Source organism: Janthinobacterium sp. GW458P (assembly GCF_002127585.1).
In the GTDB taxonomy this organism is placed as follows: Bacteria; Pseudomonadota; Gammaproteobacteria; order Burkholderiales; family Burkholderiaceae_D; genus Janthinobacterium.
In genome coordinates this window covers 52,927-74,775 of record NZ_NEGZ01000030.1, presented here as the reverse complement: position 1 = coordinate 74,775, position 21,849 = coordinate 52,927, and the positions used below count along the sequence as shown (strand labels likewise).

Here is a 21,849-nt window from a genome sequence, read left to right as displayed (position 1 = left end):
GGCAGCAGCGCCTGCAGCTGCTGCCGCAGTTGCGCTGTCGGGTTGAGCAGGCGCCGGCTGTGGCGGTCCAGCGTTTGCGCCGCGTCGTCGAGGCTGCGGCGCATGGCGCGGCGCAGGTCCGCCGCGTCGGCACGCAGCGAGGCCATCCAGTCGGCGCGCGGCGTGGCCGCCAGTTCGGCCGCCGCCGTCGGCGTGGCCGCGCGCAGGTCGGCCGCGAAGTCGGCGATGGTGAAATCGGTCTCGTGGCCCACGCCGCTGATCACGGGGATGGCGCAATCGGCGATCGCGTATGCCACGGCTTCATCGTTGAATGACCATAAATCCTCGATGCTGCCGCCGCCGCGGCATACCAGCAGCACGTCGCACTCGGCCCTTGCTGATGCCGTGCGGATGGCGTGCGCGATCTTTTCCGGTGCCTGCTGGCCCTGCACGGGCGTTGGATACAGAATGATGGACACGTGCGGCGCGCGGCGCTTGAGCGCAATCAGCACGTCGCGCAAGGCGGCCGCCTGCGGGCTGGTGACGATGCCGATGCTGCGCGCGAACATGGGGATGGCGCGCTTGCGTTCCTGGTCGAACAGGCCCTGCGCGGCCAGCTTTTCCTTCAGGCGCTGGAACGCCTCGTACAGGGCGCCCACGCCGGCGCGGCGGATGGCTTCCACATTGATCTGGTAATCGCCGCGCGCGCCGTACAGGGTGACGAGGGCGCGCACTTCGACCTTGTCGCCTTCGCGCGGCGTGAAGCCGGCAAACTGGGCGCGGCCACGGAACATCACGGCGCGCACCTGGGCCCCGTCATCCTTCAGCGTGAAATACCAGTGGCCGGAGGCGGCCCGCGTGAAGTTGGAAATCTCGCCGGCGATCCAGGTCAGGGGAAACGAGCGTTCGAGCAGGCGCGCGACGGCCTGGTTCAGGGCGCTGACGGTCAGCACGGGCGGGGCGGCAAAGCCGCTGTCAGTCGGGGTGTCGGTCATCATGAAGCTGGGAGCGGGTGGGGAACTGTCCACATATTATCGGCGAGGTCATGCTTATGTCATATATCGTGCAAAACAACAAGTTCTATTTCTAAGTATTTGATTTCATGCAGAATTCCCGTATGCCTGATTTGCGTGCACGGGGAAAAAGTCCTTTAATATCAAGCACATCAGTGTAGCCCCTGCCACTTACGCACAAAGTTATCCACAGAAAGTGTGCGGAACTTTTTGCCTTGGACAAACGTTAGCGGACAGACTCCTTTCGATGAAGAGAAATGCCTTGCTACATTTTTGCGCACGGAAATAAAGTGCATAGGAATCAAGCGCTTAGTATGCCATGCCTGGCCTTGCGCACAATCTTATCCACAAAAAATGTGCAGAACTCCTGCGCGGCACCGGATTTATCCACCGGAAGGGCCATGGCAAGGCTTGCCTGAATTTTGCGCAACATGAAAATAGCCATATAGATCAAGGGTCTAGCGTGTAGTCGTGGGCCTTGCTCACAATCTTATCCACAGAATATGTGCAAAACCGCCTAAATCGTTTCGCCTTTTCTCCCCGTTTTCCACCGCGCGGACAGGTGCTTGCGCTGCCTCATTTTTCAGCATCGAAAAAAACTCCTTTAAAATCAATGCTCTTGCACGGAGTCAATCGGCTTGCTCACAATCTTATCCACACTTTATGTGTGGAACTGCGCTGGCGCTGGAAAAGTACGCCGTAGCCGTGAAATCGGGTGCTGAAAACGCCGCTTTTCGGTCCTTGCCATATTTTTATGCAAGACAATAAAAACGATATAAATCAATGTACTTAGCGCCTATCTTTGCGCTTGCGCACAATCTTGTCCACAGATTGTGTGCAGAACTTTGACGCTCTGGCTGCGGTTTGTTTGAGGTTGCCTGCCACTTTTTTGCGCATCGATTTAATTTCCTTTAAAATCAATAGCTTGGGTGAATTCTTCGGCTTTGCGCACAATCTTGTCCACAGTAAATGTGCAGAACTCTGCAAGTATTAATTTATTGACATTGACTACTGTCGATAAGCTGCTATGCCTGTATTTTGCGCAGGCTGATAATATTCATGTAAATCAATGGCTTGCGTGCCGGACTTCATGCTTGCTCACAATCTTATCCACACAAAGTGTGCAAAACTGTGCGCCGGCGCTGCGCTCCCGCCGCGCCGTGTGGACAAGTGCCATGCAGGCGCCACTTGCCGCCGGCGCGGCAACGCGCTACATTGCGCCATTCCTGCGCCGACATGCAATCGCTGTTCGGCGCTCGGTACAATACAGGCTGTCCGGGCGCTTCCCCGCCTTCCCTTTACCAGGAGTTTCTTTTGCTCGCTATATTTCAAGCCGCCGGCTGGCCCATCTGGCTGTTGTTGATCGCTTCCATCGTCGCCCTGGCCCTGATCATCGAGCGCCTGCTGTATTTGCGACGCGCCAAGATCCTGCCCCGCAAGCTGTTCGATGAAGTGGTGCAGGTGTATCGCAGCGGCAAGATCACGCCGGACACGGTGGCCAAGCTGGAAGATAATTCACCGCTGGGCGTGGTGCTGGCCGCCGCCCTGCGCAACGTCGATGCGCCGCGCGAGGTGATGAAGGAATCGATCGAGGAGGCCGGCAGCGGCGTGGCCCACGTGCTCGAGCGCTACCTGACCACCCTGGGCACCATCGCCACCCTGGCGCCGCTGATGGGCCTGTTCGGCACGGTGGTGGGCATGATCGAAATCTTCGGCTCGCAAAACGCCAGCGGCTCGAATCCCGCACAATTGGCGCACGGCATCTCGGTGGCCCTGTATAACACGGGTTTCGGCCTGGCCATCGCCATGCCGACCCTGGTCTTCTACCGCCATTTCCGCGCCCTTGTCGACAGCTTCGTCATTGACATGGAGCAACAAGCCGTCAAATTCGTCGACATCGTCCACAGTGGCCGCAAATGAACTTCCGCAAAGGCAAGGGGCGTGAAGACCCCGAAATCAACCTGATCCCGTTCATCGACGTGCTGCTGGTGATCCTGATCTTTCTCATGGTCAGCACCACCTACAGCAAGTTTACGGAATTGCAGATCACCTTGCCGACGGCCGACGCCGAGCAGGCCAAGGACAAGCCGCAGCAGCTCGACGTCACCATCGATGCCAAGGGCAATTACACGGTCAACCGCGAACCGGTCTCGTTCCGCGACGTGGCCGGCCTGGCCGACGCCCTGCAAAACGCGGCCAAGGCGGCCAACGGCGGCAAGGCGCCCGCGCAGACGCCCGTGGTGGTGGTCAACGCCGACCAGTTCGCCATGCACCAGATGGTCATCCACGTCATGGAAGCGGCGCGCCTGGCCGGCTATGAAAAGCTGACGTTCGCGGCGCAGGCGGGCGGCAAGTAAATTCCCGCCGTTACCGGCAACATAATTGGGGGCAGACCGGCCGGGTCTGACCCCAGCCCTTGACTCCTCACCGCATGCCCACATCCTCCCCCGCCAAGCTTGAAACCACTCTCACCCGCGCCTGGCTGACGCGCGGCCCGCTGGCGTGCGCGCTGTGGCCCGTGTCCCTGCTGTTCGGCGCTCTGAGCGCCGTGCGGCGCGTTTTGTACCGTGCCGGCGTCCTGCAATCGGCGCGCCTGCCCGTGCCCGTCGTGGTCGTCGGCAATATTTTTATCGGCGGCACGGGCAAGACGCCGCTGACGATCTGGCTGGTGCAAGCCTTGCGCGACGCGGGCATGCGCCCGGGCGTGATTTCGCGCGGCCATGGCAGCGCCGACCGGCTGGCGCGCGCCGTGACGGGCGAGTCCACGCCGCAGCAGGTGGGCGACGAGCCGCTGCTGATCTTCCAGCGCGGCGGCTGTCCCGTAATGGTGGGGCGCGACCGCGCGCAAGCGGGCAGGGCGCTGCTGGCGGCGCACCCCGAGGTCGACGTGCTGGTGACGGACGACGGCTTGCAGCATTACGCCCTGCGGCGCGACGTGGAAATCGTGCTGTTCGACGGCCGCGGCGCCGGCAATGGCTGGCTGCTGCCGGCGGGACCCTTGCGCGAATCGCCGCGCCGCCGGCGCGACGTGACGGTGATCAATGCGCCCGAGCTGGCGCCGGCGCTGGTGGGCCAGGTCGCGCCCAAGGGCGCCCTGGTGGTGCAGATGCGGCTCGATGGCGGCATGGCCGAACGCTTGACGGACCGCAGCGAACGCGTGGCACTGAGCGACTTGGCGGCCGGCGGCCAGCGCATCGTGGCGGCAGCCGGCATCGGCAATCCCCGGCGTTTCTTTGCCATGCTGCGCGGCGCCGGATTGGACTTCACGGAACTGCCTTTGCCCGACCATCACGACTTTCTCGACCAGCCATTCGCGGCACTCGACGCGGATGTGATCTTGATCACCGAGAAGGATGCAGTAAAATGTGCGCAAATTGAACATCTCAAAGATGACCCGAGACTGTGGGTCGTCCCGGTCAGTGCGCGCATCGATAGCGCGCTGGCCCAACAAATTGTGGAGAAATGTCGTGGACGCTCGACTGCTTGATATCCTGGTCTGCCCTGTTTGCAAGGGCCCGCTTGAACACGATAAGAAGGCGCAGGAACTGATTTGCCGCGCCGACCGCCTCGCCTATCCTATCCGCGATGGCATCCCCATCATGTGGGCGGACGAAGCGCGCACACTGCAAGACGCAGTGGAATAACGATGGCGTTCATCGTCATCATCCCGGCCCGCCTGGCCTCGACGCGCCTGCCGAACAAGCCGCTGGCCGACCTGGGCGGCAAGCCCATGGTGGTGCGCGTGGCCGAGCAGGCAGCCTTGTCGGGCGCCGCGCGCGTCATCGTCGCCACCGACCATGCATCCATCCGCGACGCCTGCGCCGCGCATGGCGTGGAAGTGTGCATGACGCGCGCCGACCATCCGTCGGGCACGGACCGCATCGCCGAAGTGGCGCGCACGCTCGCTTTGCCGCCGGACGCCGTCGTCGTCAACCTGCAGGGCGACGAACCGCTGATCGATCCGGCCCTGCTGGCCGCCTGCGCGGCGCAGATCAGCGCCGCCGTCCCCATGGCCACGTGCGCCCATCCGCTGCATGACGTGGGCGATGCCTTCAACCCGAATGTCGTCAAGGTGGTGCTGGATAAAAACGGCCGCGCCTTGTATTTCTCGCGCGCGACGATACCGTGGCACCGCGACGGCTTTGCCCAATCCCGTGAAAACTTGCCGCAAGGCTACGTGCCGCTGCGCCATATCGGCCTGTATGCATACAGCAATGCATTCCTGCAAACCTATCCGGGCTTGTCCGCGTCGCCGCTGGAAGCGATCGAAGCGCTGGAGCAGCTGCGCGTGCTGTGGCATGGCTATGCCATCGCCGTGCATGTCACGGATTCGGCGCCGGCCGCCGGCGTCGACACGCCGGAAGATCTGGCGCGCGTCCAGGCGCACTACCAGCACGTCACCTGATAAAACGCCCATGGCTGCGGTGCTCCGCCCTGCATACATGCGGCGGCGCGCCTTGCCCTGAACGTTTTTCGGGCGCCGCGGGTGCGCGAGAAAAATTTTATGCGGGGCCTGCCACAAAAAACCACATTTTGAAACGTCTGCAGCGATATTTGCTGGCTTTGATCAATCAGGGCATAGCAATTCGACAGCAAACTGGCGTTGCGGGGATTTTTTGTGGTAAGTTTCGTAGGGAAAGATAGTCATTGCAACACCATCTAAAAAAAATTACACATACCACCATCCAAAATCTGCTTTTTAGGAACTTTCAATGCGTCTGATACTTTTAGGAGCACCCGGTGCCGGCAAGGGCACCCAAGCTAACTTCATCAAAGAAAAATACAATATTCCACAAATCTCCACGGGCGACATGCTGCGCGCGGCGATCAAGGAAGGCTCCGAACTGGGCCTGGCAGCGAAAAAAGTCATGGATGCGGGCGGCCTCGTGTCGGACGACATCATGATCGGCCTGGTCAAGAACCGCCTGCAGGAAGCCGATTGCGCCAATGGCTACCTGTTCGACGGCTTCCCGCGCACCATCGCGCAAGCGGACGCCATGAAGGATGCCGGCATCAATGTCGACTACGTGCTGGAAATCGACGTGCCGGACGAGTCCATCATCGAGCGCATGGACGGCCGCCGCAGCCACCCGGGTTCGGGCCGTGTCTACCACGTCAAATTCAACCCGCCCAAGGTCGACGGCGTCGACGACATCACGGGCGAACCGCTGATCCAGCGCGACGACGACAAGGCGGAAACGGTCAAGAAGCGCCTGGACGTGTACCACAACCAGACCAAGGTCTTGCTCGGCTACTACAATGACTGGGCCAAGTCCGGCCTGCCGGGCGCACCGAAATACCGCCGCATCGCCGGCGTCGGTCCGGTCGAGCAAATCCGCGACAGCGCATTTGCCGCCCTGGCGGAATAAGCAGTTATTTAAAAGCGGACCTCAGTGTCCGCTTTTTTTTCGCCCGCTTTTCAGGCAGACTGTCAGCAGGGCTTTGCCAAATGATTAATGTTGAACGATTTGCGCTGAGTGCTTGACGTTTTCGTGGTTGAAGTTTTTTGCAGGTCGTGTTTTCCTGGCTGCGCGTGCCTACCCGGTGCGGTCTGCAGCTGTCGGCAATGACGTCGGATAAAAACAGAAGGGGACGATATGGCAGCCAGTTTGTGGTTTGCGGTAGCCTGCGGCGTGGTCGCAGTGGTATATGGTTTGGTGTCGCGCAGCTGGATCCTGCGTCAGGATCCCGGCAACGCGCGCATGCAGGAAATCGCCCTGGCCATCCAGCAGGGCGCGGCCGCCTACCTGGCGCGCCAGTACCGCACCATCGCCATCGTCGGCGTGGTGCTGCTGATCGCCATCTATGTGCTGCTTGGCCTGCATACGGCGCTGGGCTTCCTGATCGGCGCCGTGCTGTCGGGCGCCTGCGGCTTCATCGGCATGAATGTCTCCGTGCGCGCCAATGTGCGCACGGCGCAGGCGGCCACCCTGGGCATCAACCAGGCCCTGAACGTGGCCTTCAAGGGCGGCGCGATCACGGGCATGCTGGTCGTCGGTCTGGGCCTGCTGGGCGTGACCCTGTTCTACTGGCTCTTGGCGACGACGGGCGCGCCCGGCCTGACCCAGCATGACCTGATCAAGCCTTTGATCGGCCTGGCCTTCGGCGCCTCGCTCATTTCCATCTTTGCGCGGCTCGGCGGCGGCATCTTCACCAAGGGCGCCGACGTGGGCGCGGACCTGGTGGGCAAGGTCGAGGCGGGCATACCCGAGGACGACCCGCGCAACCCGGCCGTCATCGCCGACAACGTGGGCGACAACGTGGGCGACTGCGCCGGCATGGCGGCCGACCTGTTCGAAACCTATGTCGTGACCCTGATCGCCACCATGCTGCTGGGCGCGCTGCTGATGGCAGAGGCCAGCAGCACGGCCATCATCTACCCGCTGCTGCTGGGCGCCGTCTCCATCCTCGCCTCCATCGTCGGCTGCTCGATGGTCAAGACAGCGCCCGGCAGGAAGATCATGTCGGCCCTGTACACGGGCTTGTGGTGGGCCGCCGGGCTGTCGCTGGTGGGCTTTGCCGTGGTGACGTGGCTGCTGTGGCCCGACGACGCCATGCGCTACAAGATGCTGGGCGCCACCGTCGTCGGCATCGTGCTCACGGGCCTGATGGTCTACATCACCGAGTACTACACGGGCACGGACTTCAAGCCCGTGCGCCACATCGCCGAAGCGTCGACGACGGGCCACGGCACGAATATCATCGCCGGCCTGGGCGTGTCGATGAAGTCCACCGCCTATCCGGTGCTGGCCGTCTGCATCGCCATCCTCGTCTCGTACCAGCTGGCCGGCCTGTACGGCATCGCCATCGCGGCCACCTCGATGCTGTCGATGGCGGGCATCATCGTTGCGCTCGACGCGTATGGCCCCATCACCGATAACGCGGGCGGCATCGCGGAGATGTCGGGCCTGCCCGACTCCGTGCGCGCCATTACCGATCCTCTGGACGCCGTCGGCAATACCACCAAGGCCGTCACCAAGGGCTATGCCATCGGCTCGGCCGGCCTGGCCGCGCTGGTGCTGTTCGCCGACTACACGCATGCGCTCGAATCCGTGGGCCAGCACATCACGTTTGACCTGTCGAACCCCATGGTCATCGTCGGCCTGTTCATCGGCGGCCTGATACCGTATCTGTTCGGCGCCATGGCGATGGAGGCCGTGGGCCGCGCGGCCGGCGCCGTGGTGGTCGAGGTGCGCCGGCAGTTTCGCGACATCAAGGGCATCATGGAAGGCACGGCGCGGCCCGAATACGACAAGGCCGTTGACATGCTGACGGCGTCGGCCATCCGCGAAATGATCGTGCCCTCCTTGCTGCCCGTCGTGGTGCCCATCGTCGTCGGCATGCTGCTGGGGCCGGCGGCGCTCGGTGGCCTCCTGATGGGAACGATTGTGACGGGCCTGTTCGTGGCCATTTCCATGACCACGGGCGGCGGCGCCTGGGACAATGCCAAGAAATACATCGAGGATGGCCATTTCGGCGGCAAGGGTTCCGATGCGCACAAGGCGGCTGTCACGGGCGACACCGTGGGCGACCCGTACAAGGATACGGCGGGACCGGCCGTCAATCCCTTGATCAAGATCATCAATATCGTGGCCCTGCTGCTGGTGCCGCTGCTGCCGGCCACGGGCTGGCTGGCCGTAGCCGCGCCGGCGCCCGTTCACGCGTCCGCGCCGGCCACCCTGGCGCCGGCCACGCCCGTGCAAAGCTTGCCCGCGCAATAAGGCGGCGCCTTCCCTGCAGCCCCGTGGCCCGCGCCGCGGGGCTGTTTGCGTTTTGCGCCTGTGAAACTTTCCTGCCGTCCATATCCTCAGCGTATCAAAGGTGAGCAATTGTTACAGCGCCTTTGCTTGTGCCGCACCCCTGCCAATAATGGAGCGAAGGAGTGAGCTTTACGCTCTGGCATGGATGGCAGGAGGATGTCATGGACAGCAGCAACAGGAAGGGCGGCGCGCTGCTGGCGCTGCTGATATTGAGCGGTATCGCAGGGTTGGCCCAGGCGCAGGCGGGCCGGCACGGCGGTTTCCACGGCGGCCACGGCCATCACGGCCACTTTCATGGCCATTCGCAGGTGGGCGTATGGGTGGGTTCGCCATGGTGGTATGGCTATGGACCGGGCTGGTATGGCGACCCGTGGTATGGCTATCCTTATCCCTATGGCCGCACGGTGGTCGTGCAGCCGCCGCCCGTGTACATCGAGCAGGGCGGCGAGCCGACGGCGCAGATGTGGTATTACTGCCGCAATCCGCAAGGCTATTATCCCTACGTGAAAAATTGCAGTACGGCATGGCGTGCCGTGCTGCCGACCAGCGTGCGCTGACGGGGAGGCGAACATGAATACGAGAACGTTGATGGGACGTGCCGGCATGCTGGCGCCCCTGCTGCTGGCCGCCTGCACGGTGCTGCCGGAAGGGCCGTCGGTCATGGTCTTGCCCGGCACGGGCAAGAGTTTTGAGCAGTTCCGCAGCGATGAGCTGCAGTGCCGCGGCTATGCGCAAGGCCAGTTGGGCGGTGCTTCGGCGCAGCAGGCCGGCGTCGATAGCGGCGTGCGCAGCGCGGNTCGGCGCGGCGGCCGGCGCCGCCATCGATGGCGGCCATGGCGCTGGCGTGGGGGCGGGCACGGGTCTCGTCTTTGGCGCCCTGGCCGGCACGGGCGCGGCGGACAGTTCCTCGTACGGCATGCAGCGCCGCTACGACAATGCTTATCAGCAATGCATGTATGCGAGCGGCCACAAGGTACCCGTCGCCGGGCAGATGCTCAGCGGCGTGCCGGCGAATGCCGCCACGCCGCCGCCCGACACGCCGCCGCCCCGTTATTAGAACCTTGAAGTCAGGCCCACAAACATGCGCCGTCCCGGCACGTAGTAGTCGACCAGGCCATCGGCCATCGGGCCTTTCTTGAACAGGTTCTGCACGCCGCCGCGCACCGTCCACTGGGGCGTGACCTTGTACGACACGACCGTGTCGACGATGGTGTAAGCCTTGTCGGCCAGTTTGCCCGCATCGAGCTCCTTGCCCGTGTACTGGGCCGATACTTCGCCGAACAGCTGGTCGTTGACTTGCCAGCCCAGCGCCGAGTACCACGACAGTTTTGGCGTGGACAGCAGGTTGGCGCCCGTGGTCAGGTTCTTCGCCTCGGCCATGTAGGTCACGTTGTTACGCCAGTTCAGGTTTTTCGTCAGCGGGATATTCGCCGTCGCTTCCAGGCCGCTGGTGCGCGCTTTCTGGATATTCGTCATTTTGGTCCACCACTGTTTCTGGTAAAAACCCAGCGGCGCGTAGTCGATCTTGTTCTTGAAATCCGTGTGGAAGTACGTCAGGCCCACGTCCCAGCCATTCTGTTCCCACGCCACGCCGATCTCGCCGGCCGTGCTCGTTTCCGGCTTCAAGTCCGCATTGCCGGCCATGTAGCAGCCGCCCGTGATGTAGCCGAGCGGCTTCAGGCTGCCGCAACCGCGTCCGCCCGACTGCGTGGCCGCCGCCGGCGAGTTTTCCTTCAGGCTCGGTGCGCGGAAGCCTTGCGAGATGCCGCCCTTGATGGTCCAGGCGGGGGCAGGGTGGTACACGAGGTACAGGCGCGGGCTGTAATGGTTGCCGAACTTGCTGTGGTGATCGAGGCGCAGGCCGGCCGTGGCCGTCAGGTTCTCGCGCAGGAACAATTGATCTTCCGCAAACAGGGCCGAGGTGGTGCCGGACAGGGTGGCGCCGCTGACGGGATTGCCCAGGTAATCGGTGGGCACGGTGCCGATGGTATCCGTGTTCGTCAGTTCCTGGTGCTTCCACTGGCCGCCCATCACCAGCATTTGCTCGATGCCGCCCCAGCCGACGCGTTTTTCCAGGCTGGCGTCCAGGGTGCTGTCCTTGGATTTGGCCACCGTGCCGACGACTTCGTTGTCGAAATCGTTGTGGTACAGGTTGACCGTGGTCTTGCCGAAGTCCCAGCGGCCTTCGTAGCCGAGGCTGGCGCTCTTGCGTATCAGCTTGCTGGCGCCCCAGCTGTAGACCAGCGGTTCGCCATCCGCATCACGCGCACTCGAAGTGCTCGCTTCCTGCCTGCCATAGCTGGCGTCCAGCGACAGGTTCTGTTTCTTGCCCAGCGCCCAGGTCAGCTGGCCCGAGACAGTCTGGTTGCGTTCGCCGCCCATGGCACCCGCTTTGTCGAAGGATTTTTCATCGGCATTCTGGCGCGTCTGGCTCACGCCCAGGCGCATGCCCACCGTGTCCGACAGGGGGCCGGCCAGGTTCACGCCCAGCTGGTGCGCCGTGCCGCGGCCGCTGTCCTGCGGCTGCGTGTAATTGGCCGTGGCCGAGCCGTTCCACTTGCCCGGCACCTTGCGCGTGATGATGTTGATCACGCCGCCCATGGCGTCCGAGCCGTACAGCGAGGACATGGGACCGCGCACCACTTCGATGCGCTCGATCATGTCGGGCGAGATCCAGTTCAAGTCCTGGCGGCCCAGGTCGGGACGGTAGGCCGTGTCGGCCGAGCTGCCCACGCGCTTGCCGTCGACGAGAATCAGCGTGTATTTGTCGGGCAGGCCGCGCAGCTTGATCTTCGACGCTTCGCCTTCGGGGCCGGTGCCGCCCGTCACGCCGGGGATGCGGCGCAGCAGGGTGTTGAGGTCATACACGGGCTGGCGCTCGATTTCCTCGCGCGTGATGACGCTGATGCTGGCCGGCGCATCCTTGATGTCGATGGCCGTGCCGGAAGCGGTGACGACCACCGTGTTCATGGTGGGATCGGCGGCCACATTGCCTTCGGCCCAGGCGCCGCTGACGGCCAGCGACAGCAGGCAGGGCAGGAGGACGGCGGCGGGGCGTGCGGCAACGCGCGTGAGCAGAACAGAGCTGGGGGCGGGACGGCGGTATGTCATGTTGATCTTTCCGGAGTGTTGTTATTTCCTGGCTGCCTTCCGGGTGGCTCGGGTATGAAGTGTTTAAAATATAAGAAATGCGCTGAAATTCTGCTAATGAGAATAAGAATCGTTCTTATTGTAATGCCATCCTGGCAAGAAGGAAAGTGCTGGCGGGAAATAAAACACCGTTACCGGATGGCGTGGCCGTGTCTGCGCCATCTTCACCCGTGAGAAATTGTTACGTGCTTTGGCATCCGCGGCGGCGTGTGCGAATAATGGAGCAGGCATTGTTTTTCGGGAGGCAGCATGCATACCGCGACAGCAGCACACCATCGGCCCCGCGCCGCGCTGGCGCTCGCTTGCGCCCTCGCGGGCCTGGCCTGGGGGCAGGCCTTTGCGGCGGCCCCGGCGGCTCCGGAAGCGCTGCCCGTCTGCCGGCTCGATCCGCATGACAGCACGAAACTGGCCGTCGAACCGTGCCGGACGGCGCCACCCGTGCAGCCGCGCCGCCCTGTGGCGCAGGTGATCGGCCGCATGCCGGCGCAGGGCACGGCACCGCCCGTCGTGCCCACGGCGCCCATGCCGCCGGGCTTGGCCGTCCCCATGCCCGGCGCGCCGCAAGCCATCGGTTCATGCGATACGGGCGGTTGCCGCGACGCGTCCGGCGCGCGCTACAACGGCGCGGGCAACGCCACGCTCGACGCCAACGGACGCATCTGCCATCGCAACGGCGCTTTCATCCAGTGTTTTTAGCCCTGCCATTGGCTGTCGCTGCAAGTTTTCGCTCGGCGGCCGCAAAAGTGGCTACAATTGTCGCCGACATTACGTTTACGTAAACGTAATAGCGCGTAATGATGGCATCGTGCATCAACCATCGGGCGCCGGGAACACGGCCCTTATCACTCAGGAGACTTCATGCAGATTCAGGACAATGTATTCATCATCACGGGCGGCGCATCGGGCCTGGGCGCGGCCACGGCGCGCATGCTGACGGCGGCCGGCGGCAAGGTCGTGCTGGCCGACGTGCAGACGGAGGCGGGCCAGGCGCTGGCCGCGGAATTGCACGGCGTGTTCGTGCAGTGCGACGTGACGTCGGAAGAAGACGGCATGGCCGTGGTGGCGGCGGCAGGCAAGCTGGGCATTTTGCGCGGCCTGGTCAACTGCGCCGGCGTGGCGCCGGCCGTGAAAACCGTGGGCAAGGACGGTCCGCATCCGCTGGCCCTGTTCCAGAAAGTCGTCAACATCAACCTGGTGGGCACCTTCAATATGTGCCGCCTGGCGGCCGACGCCATGGCGAAACAGGATGCGACGGCCGAAGGCGAGCGCGGCATCATCATCAACACGGCGTCCGTGGCGGCCTATGACGGCCAGATCGGCCAGGCGGCCTATGCCTCGTCGAAGGCGGCCGTGGTCGGCCTGACCCTGCCGATGGCGCGCGACCTGTCGCGCAACGGCATCCGCGTCATGACCGTGGCGCCCGGCATTTTCGAAACCCCGATGCTGCTGGGCATGCCGGCCGAGGTGCAGGATGCGCTGGGCAAGATGGTGCCGTTCCCTTCGCGCCTGGGCAAGCCCGGCGAATACGCGCAACTGGTGAAAGCCATCGTGGAAAACGTCATGCTCAATGGCGAAACGATCCGCCTGGACGGCGCCATCCGCATGCAGCCAAAGTAAGTGCACCTGGACATCGCCAGGCTCTCTTGCGAAGGCAGTCCCCTAATGGGCATTTGATGTAGGATACCCCCGTATGGGGCGTACAGCCTTGCCTGGCTGTGCGCCCTTTTTTTATCGGAGAATCCATGATCGCATTGAAACCGCTGGCGCTGAGCCTGACCTTGCTGGGAGCCCTGGCTGCCAATCCCGTATGTGCCGAAGTGCCGCAAAAGGCGCCGGAAATCGCCACCGCATATGCGGAAAAGTCGGGCTGGACGGCGCAGAAATTCATGGTCGCCGCCGCCAATCCGCTGGCCGCCGATGCCGGCTACCAGATGCTGAAACAGGGCGGCAGCGCCATCGACGCGGCCATCGCCACGCAGCTGGTGCTGACCCTGGTCGAGCCGCAATCGTCGGGCATCGGCGGCGGCGCCTTCCTGCTGTACTCGACGGCCAAGGGCGTGCAGGCCTTCGATGGGCGCGAAACGGCGCCTGCGGCCGCTGACGAACACCTGTTCCAGAATGCGGACGGCAGCCCCGTCTCGCGCGCCACGGGCGTCGTGGGCGGGCGTTCCGTGGGCGCGCCGGGCGTGCTGCGCATGCTGGAACTGGCGCACAAGGAGCACGGCAAGCTGCCGTGGGCGACCCTGTTCGGCCCCGCCATCGGCCTGGCGCACGGCGGCTTTCCCGTCAGCCAGCGCCTCAACGGCCTGTTGAGCTGGGACCAGGCGCTCAAGCGCGACCCCGTCGCCGCCGCGTATTTCTATGACAAGGAAGGCAAGGCCTGGCCCGTCGGCCACGTGCTGAAAAACCCGCAACTGGCGCGCACCCTGGGCGAGATCGCCCGCGGCGGCGCCGACGCCTTTTACAACGGCCGCATCGCGCGCGACATCGCCGCCAAGGTGGCGTCGCACCCGACCAATCCGGGCAAGCTGACGGCGGCAGACATCGCGGGCTACCGCGCCAAGGTGCGCGAGCCCGTCTGCAGCGACTACAAGGCGTGGACCGTGTGCGGCATGCCGCCGCCCTCGTCGGGCGGCATCGCCATCGCGCAGATGCTGGGCATCCTGGAAGTGAAGGATATCGGCGCGTATGCGCCCGTCGACGGCGTGCCCGCTGCGCAGGCGATCCATCTGTTCTCGGAAGCGGGGCGCCTGGCCTATGCGGACCGCAACCGCTACGTGGCCGATACGGACTTCGTGCCGCTGCCCGGCAAGGGCATCGCCTCCATGCTCGACAAAACCTATCTGGCGCAGCGCGCCTCCCTGATCGGCGACAAATCCATGGGCAAGGCCTTGCCCGGCACGCCGCCCGGCATGCAGGTGGCGTGGGGCATGGACAACGCCCTGCAGCGCCCGTCGACCTCGCACCTGGTGGCCGTCGACGCTTTTGGCGGCGGCCTGTCGATGACGACCAGCGTGGAAGACGCGTTCGGCTCGCGCCAGATGGTCGACGGCTTCTTGCTGAACAACCAGCTGACGGATTTTTCGTTCGACTCGCAAGATGCGGACGGCCCGATCGCCAACCGCGTGCAGCCGGGCAAGCGCCCGCGCAGCGCCATGTCGCCCACCCTCGTGTTCGAGAAGGGCACGCAAAAACTCGTGCTGGCGACGGGCTCGCCGGGCGGCTCGTCCATCATCAACTACGTGGCCAAGGTGCTGGTCGGCACCATGGACTGGGGCCTGAACGTGCAGCAGGCCATCAGCCTGCCGAATTTCGGCAGCCGCAACGGCCCGACGGAGCTGGAAAAGGGCCGCGCGCCCGCCGCCCAGGTCGAGGCATTGCAGGCCATGGGCCACGAAGTGCGCGTCATCGAGCAGAATTCCGGCTTGCAGGGCGTCATGCGCCTGTCCGCGCACGGCAAGGATTTCTGGTTTGGCGGGGCCGATCCACGGCGTGAAGGCATGGTCAGGGGGGATTGATTTTTTGATTGCTATGGTTGTTTAGCCCGAAGGCAAAAGCTGGGGGCAGAGCCAACGGGTCTGACCCCGAAACTTTTCCACAAAGCACCAAGACCCTGCTAATCTGCCGGCATGGGAATGCAAAATAAAACAGGCTTGATACTCACGGGAGGGGGCGCCCGTGCCGCCTACCAGGTGGGCGTGCTGCAGGCCATCTCGGCGATTCTGTGGGAAGCGGGCTGGGCGCCGGCGCGCAACCCGTTCGACATCATCTGCGGCACCTCGGCCGGCGCCATCAACGCCACGGCGCTGGCTTGCCGGGCTGATAACTTCGGTGAAGGCGTGCAAAAGCTGCTCGACGTGTGGCAGCACATCCAGGTCGAGCAGGTCTACCGCGCCGATTCGCTGGGCGTGATCCGCTCGGGCGCGCGCTGGCTGTCCTTGCTGTCGTTCGGCTGGCTGCTGCGCCAGTGGCATGCGTCGCCGCCCAATTCCCTGCTCGACAATACCCCGCTGGTCAGCCTGCTGCACCGCATGCTCGACCTGCCGCGCCTGGACGCCGCCCTGGCCGACGGCCTGCTGCATGCGCTGGCCGTCACCGCCTCGTCGTATTCGGGCAGCCGGCACATGACGTTTTACCAGACGGGAGCCGAGATCGCCCCCTGGGTGCGCACGCAGCGCCTGGCCTTGCAGGACCAGATCGGCGTGGAACACTTGCTCGCCTCGGCCGCCATTCCCTTCATCTTCCCCGCCGTGCCCCTGTATGTGGGCGGCCAGCGCGAGTACTGCGGCGACGGTTCGATGCGCCAGCTGGCGCCCATCTCGCCGGCCATCCACCTGGGCGCAAACAAGGTGCTGGTGGTGGGCGCGGGGCGCATGACGGAGCCGGCGCCCGGACCGGGCGACGCGGCGCGCTACCCCAGTCTGGCGCAGATCGCCGGCCATGCGCTGTCGTCGATCTTCCTCGACGGCCTGGCCGTGGACATCGAACGGCTGAACCGCATCAACCTCACCTTGTCGATGCTGCCGCCCGAATTGCTGGGCAAGACGGCGCTGAAACCGGTGGAACTGCTGGTCATCGCGCCGTCCGAGCGCCTCGACGCCATCGCCAGCCGGCATATCGGCAGTTTGCCCCGCCCCATACGCACCATGTTGTCGGGCATCGGCGCGGCCGAAGCGCGCGGCGCGGCGCTGGCCTCGTATTTGTTGTTCGAATCGACGTATACTAACGAGCTGATCCGTCTTGGACAGCGCGATACGCAGGCCCGCAAGGACGATGTACTGGCGTTTTTTGGTTCTTGAGACGGCCCCCGGAACAGTTGCCGGAGTTTTCGCGTTTTTTTTGACAGGACGATTGTGCTGGTATTTCGACGTGTTTGCGATGTTGCCTTACTGTTAATTCTTCTGATGGGCGGCCCGGCCATGGCGGCGCCTGCGCCCACCCTGCGCTTCGAGCAGCTCAGCGTCGAGCAGGGGCTGGCGCAGGAATCCGTGCTGGCCATTGCCCAGGACCGGCAAGGCTATATGTGGTTCGGCAGCCAGTCCGGCCTCAGTCGTTTCGACGGCTACCGCATGGTCGTCTACAAGAATGTCGAGGGCGACAAGACCAGCCTGGCCGACAACTGGGTCGGCGAGCTGCATGTCGACAGCCAGGGCCAGCTGTGGGTCGGCACCGACAATGGGCTGGACCGCTTCGACGCCGCCAGCCAGACCTTCACGCATTACGTTCCGGCGGAAAAGAGCAAGCGCGGCAATGGCAACCGGCATATCCACGCCATCCTCGACGATGGCGCGCGCGGCTTCTGGATCGCCACCTCGGACGGTTTGCAGCATTTCGATCCCGCCACGGGCGCCTTCCGCACCTGGCACCATGAAGAGGGCAACCCGCACAGCCTGGGCGACAACGAGATCAAGGCGCTGGCGCTGGACGCGCACAATCGGCTGTGGATCGGCACCGTGACGGGCCTGGACATGCTGGCGCCGGGCAGCGAGCGCTTCGAACATTTCGCCGTCGATACGGAGCCCGGCTCGAAATACAACGTCATCCAGTCGCTGCTGGTCGACCGCCAGCAGAACCTGTGGATCGGCACCATGGCCGGCGCCGAGCGCTGGCGTCTGGGCGCCGCCGGCCAGCCGCCGCAGGCGCGCCTGCGCCTGAGCGAAAAACAGGGTTTTTCCGCCATCCGCGTCGCCAGCCTGTACCAGGATGTCGACGCCACGGTCTGGCTGGGCAGCAATGCCGACGGCCTGTTCCGCTGGCTGCCCGGGAGCGACAGCTTCCTGCAGTACCGCCACCAGACGGGCGACAAGTTCAGCGTCGCCGACAACCAGCTGTCGTCACTGTTCCGCGACCGCGCGGGCACTTTCTGGGTCGGCTCCTGGTACAACGGCGTGAGCCGGGTCGACCTGGGCAGCGGCGGTTTTTCGCGCATGGTGCGCGCTCCCGGCGACGTGGGAGCGCTGGCGGACAAGAAAGTGCGCGCGCTGGCCGATGCGGGCGGCGGCAAGCTGTGGCTGGCCACCAAGGGCGGCTTGAAGCTGTACGACACGCGTGACGGCACGTCGCAGCTGTTTGACTTGCGCAGCGCGCCCGGCATGTCGCGCGACGAGCAGGTCACGACCCTGTACAAGGCGCCGGACGGCGTGCTGTGGGTGGGCGGCTCGACGGGCTTGCACCGCTTCGATCCGGCGCTGGGACGCTTTTTTACCATGCGCTTCGCCGCGGGGGACCCGAACAGCGACACCATCCGCAATATCGTGAGCGACCGCAGCGGCATGCTGTGGGTCTCGACGCGCGGCGGCGTGCACCGCTTCGACCCCGCCAGCCGGCGCTTCACGACCTACCGCCATGACCCGGCCGATCCGAACAGCCTGTCCGACAACATGGTGCGGCCCGTGCTGGAGGACGGCAAGGGCCGGCTGTGGATAGGTTCATTCCACGGCCTGGACTTGCTGGACCGCGCCAGCGGCCATTTCCGCCATTTCCGTCACGACCCGCAAAACCCGCATAGTCTCAGCCATGACGAGGTGCACTTCCTGCATGAAGACAAGCGCGGCGTGCTGTGGGTGGGCACGGCCAATGGCCTGAACCGCATGGACGTTGACGCGAAAGGGGAGATCCGTTTCCGCCGTTTCGTGCGCAAGGATGGCATGGCCGACGACGCGATCGCCAGCATCCTGGGCGACGACGACGAGCAGCTGTGGCTGAGCACGAACAGCGGCATCACGCGCCTCGACATGCGCAGCGGCTTGTTCCGCAATTACGACAGCGCCGACGGCACGGTGGAAGGCTCGTACTTCGATGGCGCGGCGTTGCGCGCGGCCGACGGCACCATGTACTTCGGCGGGTTCAACGGCATGACGGCGTTCGTGCCGCAGGATATCCACGACAACCGCGTGCCGCCGCTGGTGGCCATCACGGAGCTGCAGATCTTCAACAAGCCGGTGGCCATCGGCCGCGGCGAATTCGCCCAGGTGCTCAGGGCGGCGATCGACCATACGCGCAAGCTGGTGCTGACCAGCCGCGAGAGCGTTTTTTCGCTGGAGTTCGCGGCCCTGCATTTCGCCGCGCCGCAGCGCAATATGTTCGCCTACCGGCTCGAAGGTTTCGACCAGGACTGGGTCATGACGGACGCGGGGCGGCGCTTTGCCACTTACACCAATCTCGATCCCGGTAACTATGTGTTTCGCGTCAAGGCAGCCAACAAGGACGGCGTGTGGAACGAGAGCGGCGCCACGCTGGCCATCACGATCCTGCCGCCGTACTGGAAAACCTGGTGGTTCCGCACCCTGATGGCGGCGCTGCTGCTGGGCGCCGTGTATGGCACCTACCGGCAGCGCGTGCGCGCGCTGCGGCGCCAGCAGAACGAGCTGGAAAAGCAGGTCAGCGAACGCACGGCCGAGGTGTACCAGAAGAACGCCGAACTGCAAAGCAAGGAGATCGAAGTGCGCGCCCAGTCCGACGCGCTGGCGCAGGTCAACAGCAGCCTGAAGAAAAACGAGGAAAGCCTGCGCCAGGCCAAGCGCAAGGCCGAAGACGCGACGCGCCAGAAATCCGAATTCCTGGCCAACATGAGCCACGAGATGCGCACGCCGCTGGCCGGCGTGATCGGCATGCTGGGTTTCGCCTTGCGCGACGGGCAGCTGCAGGACGCCACGCGCGAGCAGATCCTGCGCGGCCAGGCCAATGCGCAGTCGCTGCTGGTGATCATCAACGACTTGCTCGATTTTTCCAAGATCGAGGCGGGCAAGCTGAGTATCGAAAACATCGACTTCGCGCTCGGCGCGGCAATCGAGAATGTGGTCAGCCTGTTCGAGGAGCAGGCGGCCGCGCGCAGCATCGGTTTCGCCATCGATTTCGCGCCCGACCTGCCGCCCTTCGTCGTGGGCGACCCCACCCGTTTGCGGCAGGTGCTGGTCAACCTGGTCGGCAATGCCTTCAAGTTCACCCAGCGCGGCGGCGTCAGCGTGAGCGTGGAACGGGCCGGCGTGACCCAGGCGGCGGGAGCTGCCGGGCGGCAGGTCAACCTGATCCGCTTTACCGTCAGCGACAGCGGCATCGGCATCGACGCGGAGGCCATGGCGCGCCTGTTCCAGAAGTTCGAGCAGGCCGACGCCAGCACCACGCGGCGCTATGGCGGCACGGGCCTGGGCCTGGCGATCTGCCGCCAGCTGGTTGAACTGATGGATGGCGAGATCGAAGTGGCCAGCAAGCCGGGGCAGGGCAGCGTGTTTACGTTCACCCTGCCGCTGGCCGACGGCGTGGCGCCGCCGCTGGTGCCGCAGGTGGCGCTGGCGCCGCACAGCCACCAGCTGCGCGTGCTGTGCGCGGAGGACTTCCCCACCAATCAGATCATCATCCGCGTCATGCTCGAAGAGCTGGGACACCGGGTCGACGTCGTCGCCAACGGCGCGTTGGCGGTGGCGGCGTGCGTGCATACGCGCTATGACCTGATACTGATGGATGGACGCATGCCGGAAATGGACGGCGCCACGGCCACGCGCCTGATCCGCCTGGGCGGCTGGCCGGATCAACCCGTGCGCGACCAGGAGCTGATGATCGTGGCCCTGACCGCGAATGCCAGCGAAGAAGACCGCAGCCGCTACCTGGGCGTGGGCATGGACGATTTTCTCAGTAAGCCTGTCGACGAGGCGGCGCTGCATGGCTTGCTGGCGCGCGCCATCGAGCGCCAGCTGCAGCGCGGCTTCATGCTGCCGCGCATGCCGTCCGGCGAGTCGCGCGATGTGGCGCGCGGCCAGGCCGAACTCGATGCGCTGTTCGGCGTCGCGCCCGCGCCTGCGCCGTCGCCGGTCCCGTCCAACCGCGGCGGCGAGCTGCAGCGCCGCATCCGCGCCGCCTTCGTGGCCGACCTGGAAGGCCGGTTGCATGAACTCGATACCGCCCTGGCCGCGCAGGACAAGGACGGCGCCGGACGTTTGCTGCATGGCTTGAAGGGCAGCGCCGCCTATCTCGACGAGACGGAACTGCACATGCTGTGCACGGAACTGGAGGAGGCGGCCGACGGCGGGCGCTGGCAGCAGGTGGCCCTGCATTTGCCGCGCTTGCGGGCATTGCTGGCGCAAATCGCCGATTTGGACAGGAAAATGTAAAATATACAAGTTCATCAATCGGACACGACGGGAAACTGGGTAGAATACGCGAGAGGTGCCCCGATACAGCCGGCAATGGAGAGTGGAATGAAAGTACTGGTGGTCGACGATGACGTCGTTTCGCGCATGGTGTTGATGCACCTGATCGACAGTTGCGGCGTGCACGATATCGTGGAGGCCGAGGATGGCGCCGCTGCGTGGGAGCAGCTCGAAGGCGGCTTGCGTCCTTCGCTGTGCTTCTGCGACCTGCGCATGCCGCGCCTGTCGGGCATGGAACTGCTGCAGAAAATCCGCTCCGACAGCGCGCTCGACGCCATGCCGCTGGTGCTCGTGTCGTCGGCCAATGACCACGACACCGTGCGCGACGCCGTGCAGGCCGGTGCTGCCGGCTACATCGTCAAGCCCTTCCAGCCGGAACAGGTGCGCCAGCATATCGACGCCTGCTTCGACGTGGCGTCCCTGCCGGCCGAGGCGCCGCTGGCGACGGCGCAGCGCCTGGGCATCGATGACGAGCGCCTGCTGGCCTATCTGACGGGTTTCCAGGGCCAGATCGGCGCCGCCGGCGAGCAGGTCGATGCCTTGCTGGCGCGCGGTGAGCCGGCCCAGGCGCGCCAGTTGCTGGAACGGCTGCACCTGGGCTGCCGTACCCTGGGCCTGCATGGGGCGGGCGGCGAAATGGCGGCCCTGCTGCAGGCGGCGGTGCTCGACAGCGGCCAGATGCAGGCGGCGCTGGCCGCGCTGGCGCGCAGCGCGGCACAACAGGCGCGCCTGCTGCGCCAGCTCGACGACGAAGACTGAGCACGCATGACGGGGTTTTCTGCTTGCCGGAAAAATACTTTA

17 protein-coding genes and 1 pseudogene are annotated in these 21,849 nt (G+C 64.7%); 15 read left to right on the top strand and 3 right to left on the bottom strand.

The window, feature by feature from the left end; genetic code table 11:
• On the bottom strand, window positions 1-977 hold a 977-nt coding region (gene xseA / locus CBW50_RS17275), incomplete at its 3' end, for an exodeoxyribonuclease VII large subunit (RefSeq protein ID WP_086146705.1).
• Between the two features lie 316 nt (window positions 978-1,293).
• On the bottom strand, window positions 1,294-1,425 hold the full coding sequence (locus CBW50_RS30205) for a hypothetical protein (protein ID WP_264296515.1): 132 nt from the start codon (window positions 1,423-1,425) through the stop codon (window positions 1,294-1,296).
• 881 nt (window positions 1,426-2,306) lie between these two features.
• Here CBW50_RS30205 and CBW50_RS17270 point away from each other — a divergent pair.
• The 9 genes and pseudogenes from CBW50_RS17270 to CBW50_RS17230 form a co-directional block, all read left to right on the top strand.
• Complete coding sequence (locus CBW50_RS17270) at window positions 2,307-2,912, top strand: MotA/TolQ/ExbB proton channel family protein (RefSeq protein ID WP_086146704.1); 606 nt, start codon at window positions 2,307-2,309, stop codon at window positions 2,910-2,912.
• Window positions 2,909-3,349, top strand: a complete 441-nt coding sequence (locus tag CBW50_RS17265) for a biopolymer transporter ExbD (protein WP_086146703.1) — start codon at window positions 2,909-2,911, stop codon at window positions 3,347-3,349. Before CBW50_RS17270 ends, CBW50_RS17265 begins: the two co-directional genes overlap by 4 nt.
• 74 nt (window positions 3,350-3,423) lie before the next feature.
• Window positions 3,424-4,479, top strand: a complete 1,056-nt coding sequence (lpxK, locus tag CBW50_RS17260) for a tetraacyldisaccharide 4'-kinase (RefSeq protein WP_086146702.1) — start codon at window positions 3,424-3,426, stop codon at window positions 4,477-4,479.
• Window positions 4,460-4,636 carry a Trm112 family protein gene (locus tag CBW50_RS17255; protein WP_010395789.1) on the top strand — a complete coding sequence of 59 codons (177 nt, stop codon included), beginning with the start codon at window positions 4,460-4,462 and terminating at the stop codon, window positions 4,634-4,636. Before lpxK ends, CBW50_RS17255 begins: the two co-directional genes overlap by 20 nt.
• A gap of 2 nt (window positions 4,637-4,638) precedes the next feature.
• Complete coding sequence (gene kdsB / locus CBW50_RS17250) at window positions 4,639-5,397, top strand: 3-deoxy-manno-octulosonate cytidylyltransferase (protein WP_086146701.1); 759 nt, start codon at window positions 4,639-4,641, stop codon at window positions 5,395-5,397.
• Between the two features lie 307 nt (window positions 5,398-5,704).
• Entirely contained in the window at window positions 5,705-6,361 is a 657-nt protein-coding gene (gene adk / locus CBW50_RS17245; protein WP_086146700.1) for an adenylate kinase, read from the top strand.
• A gap of 228 nt (window positions 6,362-6,589) precedes the next feature.
• A complete protein-coding gene (locus CBW50_RS17240; RefSeq protein ID WP_086146699.1) occupies window positions 6,590-8,713 on the top strand; it encodes a sodium-translocating pyrophosphatase in 2,124 nt (707 codons plus the stop codon).
• Between the two features lie 200 nt (window positions 8,714-8,913).
• Entirely contained in the window at window positions 8,914-9,309 is a 396-nt protein-coding gene (locus CBW50_RS17235) for a hypothetical protein (protein ID WP_086146698.1), read from the top strand.
• A 13-nt stretch (window positions 9,310-9,322) separates the two neighbouring features.
• Window positions 9,323-9,746: pseudogene (locus CBW50_RS17230) on the top strand (hypothetical protein); the annotation flags it as partial.
• A 59-nt stretch (window positions 9,747-9,805) separates the two neighbouring features.
• Here the strand turns inward: CBW50_RS17230 and CBW50_RS17225 are convergent.
• Window positions 9,806-11,863 carry a TonB-dependent receptor gene (locus tag CBW50_RS17225; protein WP_086146697.1) on the bottom strand — a complete coding sequence of 686 codons (2,058 nt, stop codon included), beginning with the start codon at window positions 11,861-11,863 and terminating at the stop codon, window positions 9,806-9,808.
• Window positions 11,864-12,151: 288 nt separating this feature from the next.
• On the opposite strand from CBW50_RS17225, the gene CBW50_RS17220 reads away from it, so the two are divergent.
• The 6 genes from CBW50_RS17220 to CBW50_RS17195 all read left to right on the top strand — a co-directional run bounded on the left by CBW50_RS17220 (window position 12,152) and on the right by CBW50_RS17195 (window position 21,807).
• Complete coding sequence (locus tag CBW50_RS17220) at window positions 12,152-12,598, top strand: hypothetical protein (protein ID WP_086146696.1); 447 nt, start codon at window positions 12,152-12,154, stop codon at window positions 12,596-12,598.
• A 162-nt stretch (window positions 12,599-12,760) separates the two neighbouring features.
• Window positions 12,761-13,519 (top strand): 3-hydroxyacyl-CoA dehydrogenase, encoded by a 759-nt coding sequence (locus CBW50_RS17215; RefSeq protein ID WP_086146695.1) that lies wholly within the window; start codon window positions 12,761-12,763, stop codon window positions 13,517-13,519.
• A gap of 125 nt (window positions 13,520-13,644) precedes the next feature.
• The gene (gene ggt / locus CBW50_RS17210; RefSeq protein ID WP_086146694.1) at window positions 13,645-15,420 is read left to right on the top strand and encodes a gamma-glutamyltransferase; all 1,776 of its coding nucleotides are present in this window, start codon (window positions 13,645-13,647) and stop codon (window positions 15,418-15,420) included.
• A gap of 111 nt (window positions 15,421-15,531) precedes the next feature.
• Window positions 15,532-16,701: a patatin-like phospholipase family protein gene (locus CBW50_RS17205; protein WP_076567526.1), complete on the top strand. Its 1,170-nt coding sequence runs from the start codon at window positions 15,532-15,534 to the stop codon at window positions 16,699-16,701.
• A gap of 120 nt (window positions 16,702-16,821) precedes the next feature.
• Window positions 16,822-21,009, top strand: a complete 4,188-nt coding sequence (locus CBW50_RS17200; protein ID WP_226936453.1) for a two-component regulator propeller domain-containing protein — start codon at window positions 16,822-16,824, stop codon at window positions 21,007-21,009.
• A gap of 87 nt (window positions 21,010-21,096) precedes the next feature.
• On the top strand, window positions 21,097-21,807 hold the full coding sequence (locus tag CBW50_RS17195) for a response regulator (RefSeq protein ID WP_086146692.1): 711 nt from the start codon (window positions 21,097-21,099) through the stop codon (window positions 21,805-21,807).
• The last annotated feature ends 42 nt before the right edge of the window (window positions 21,808-21,849 follow it).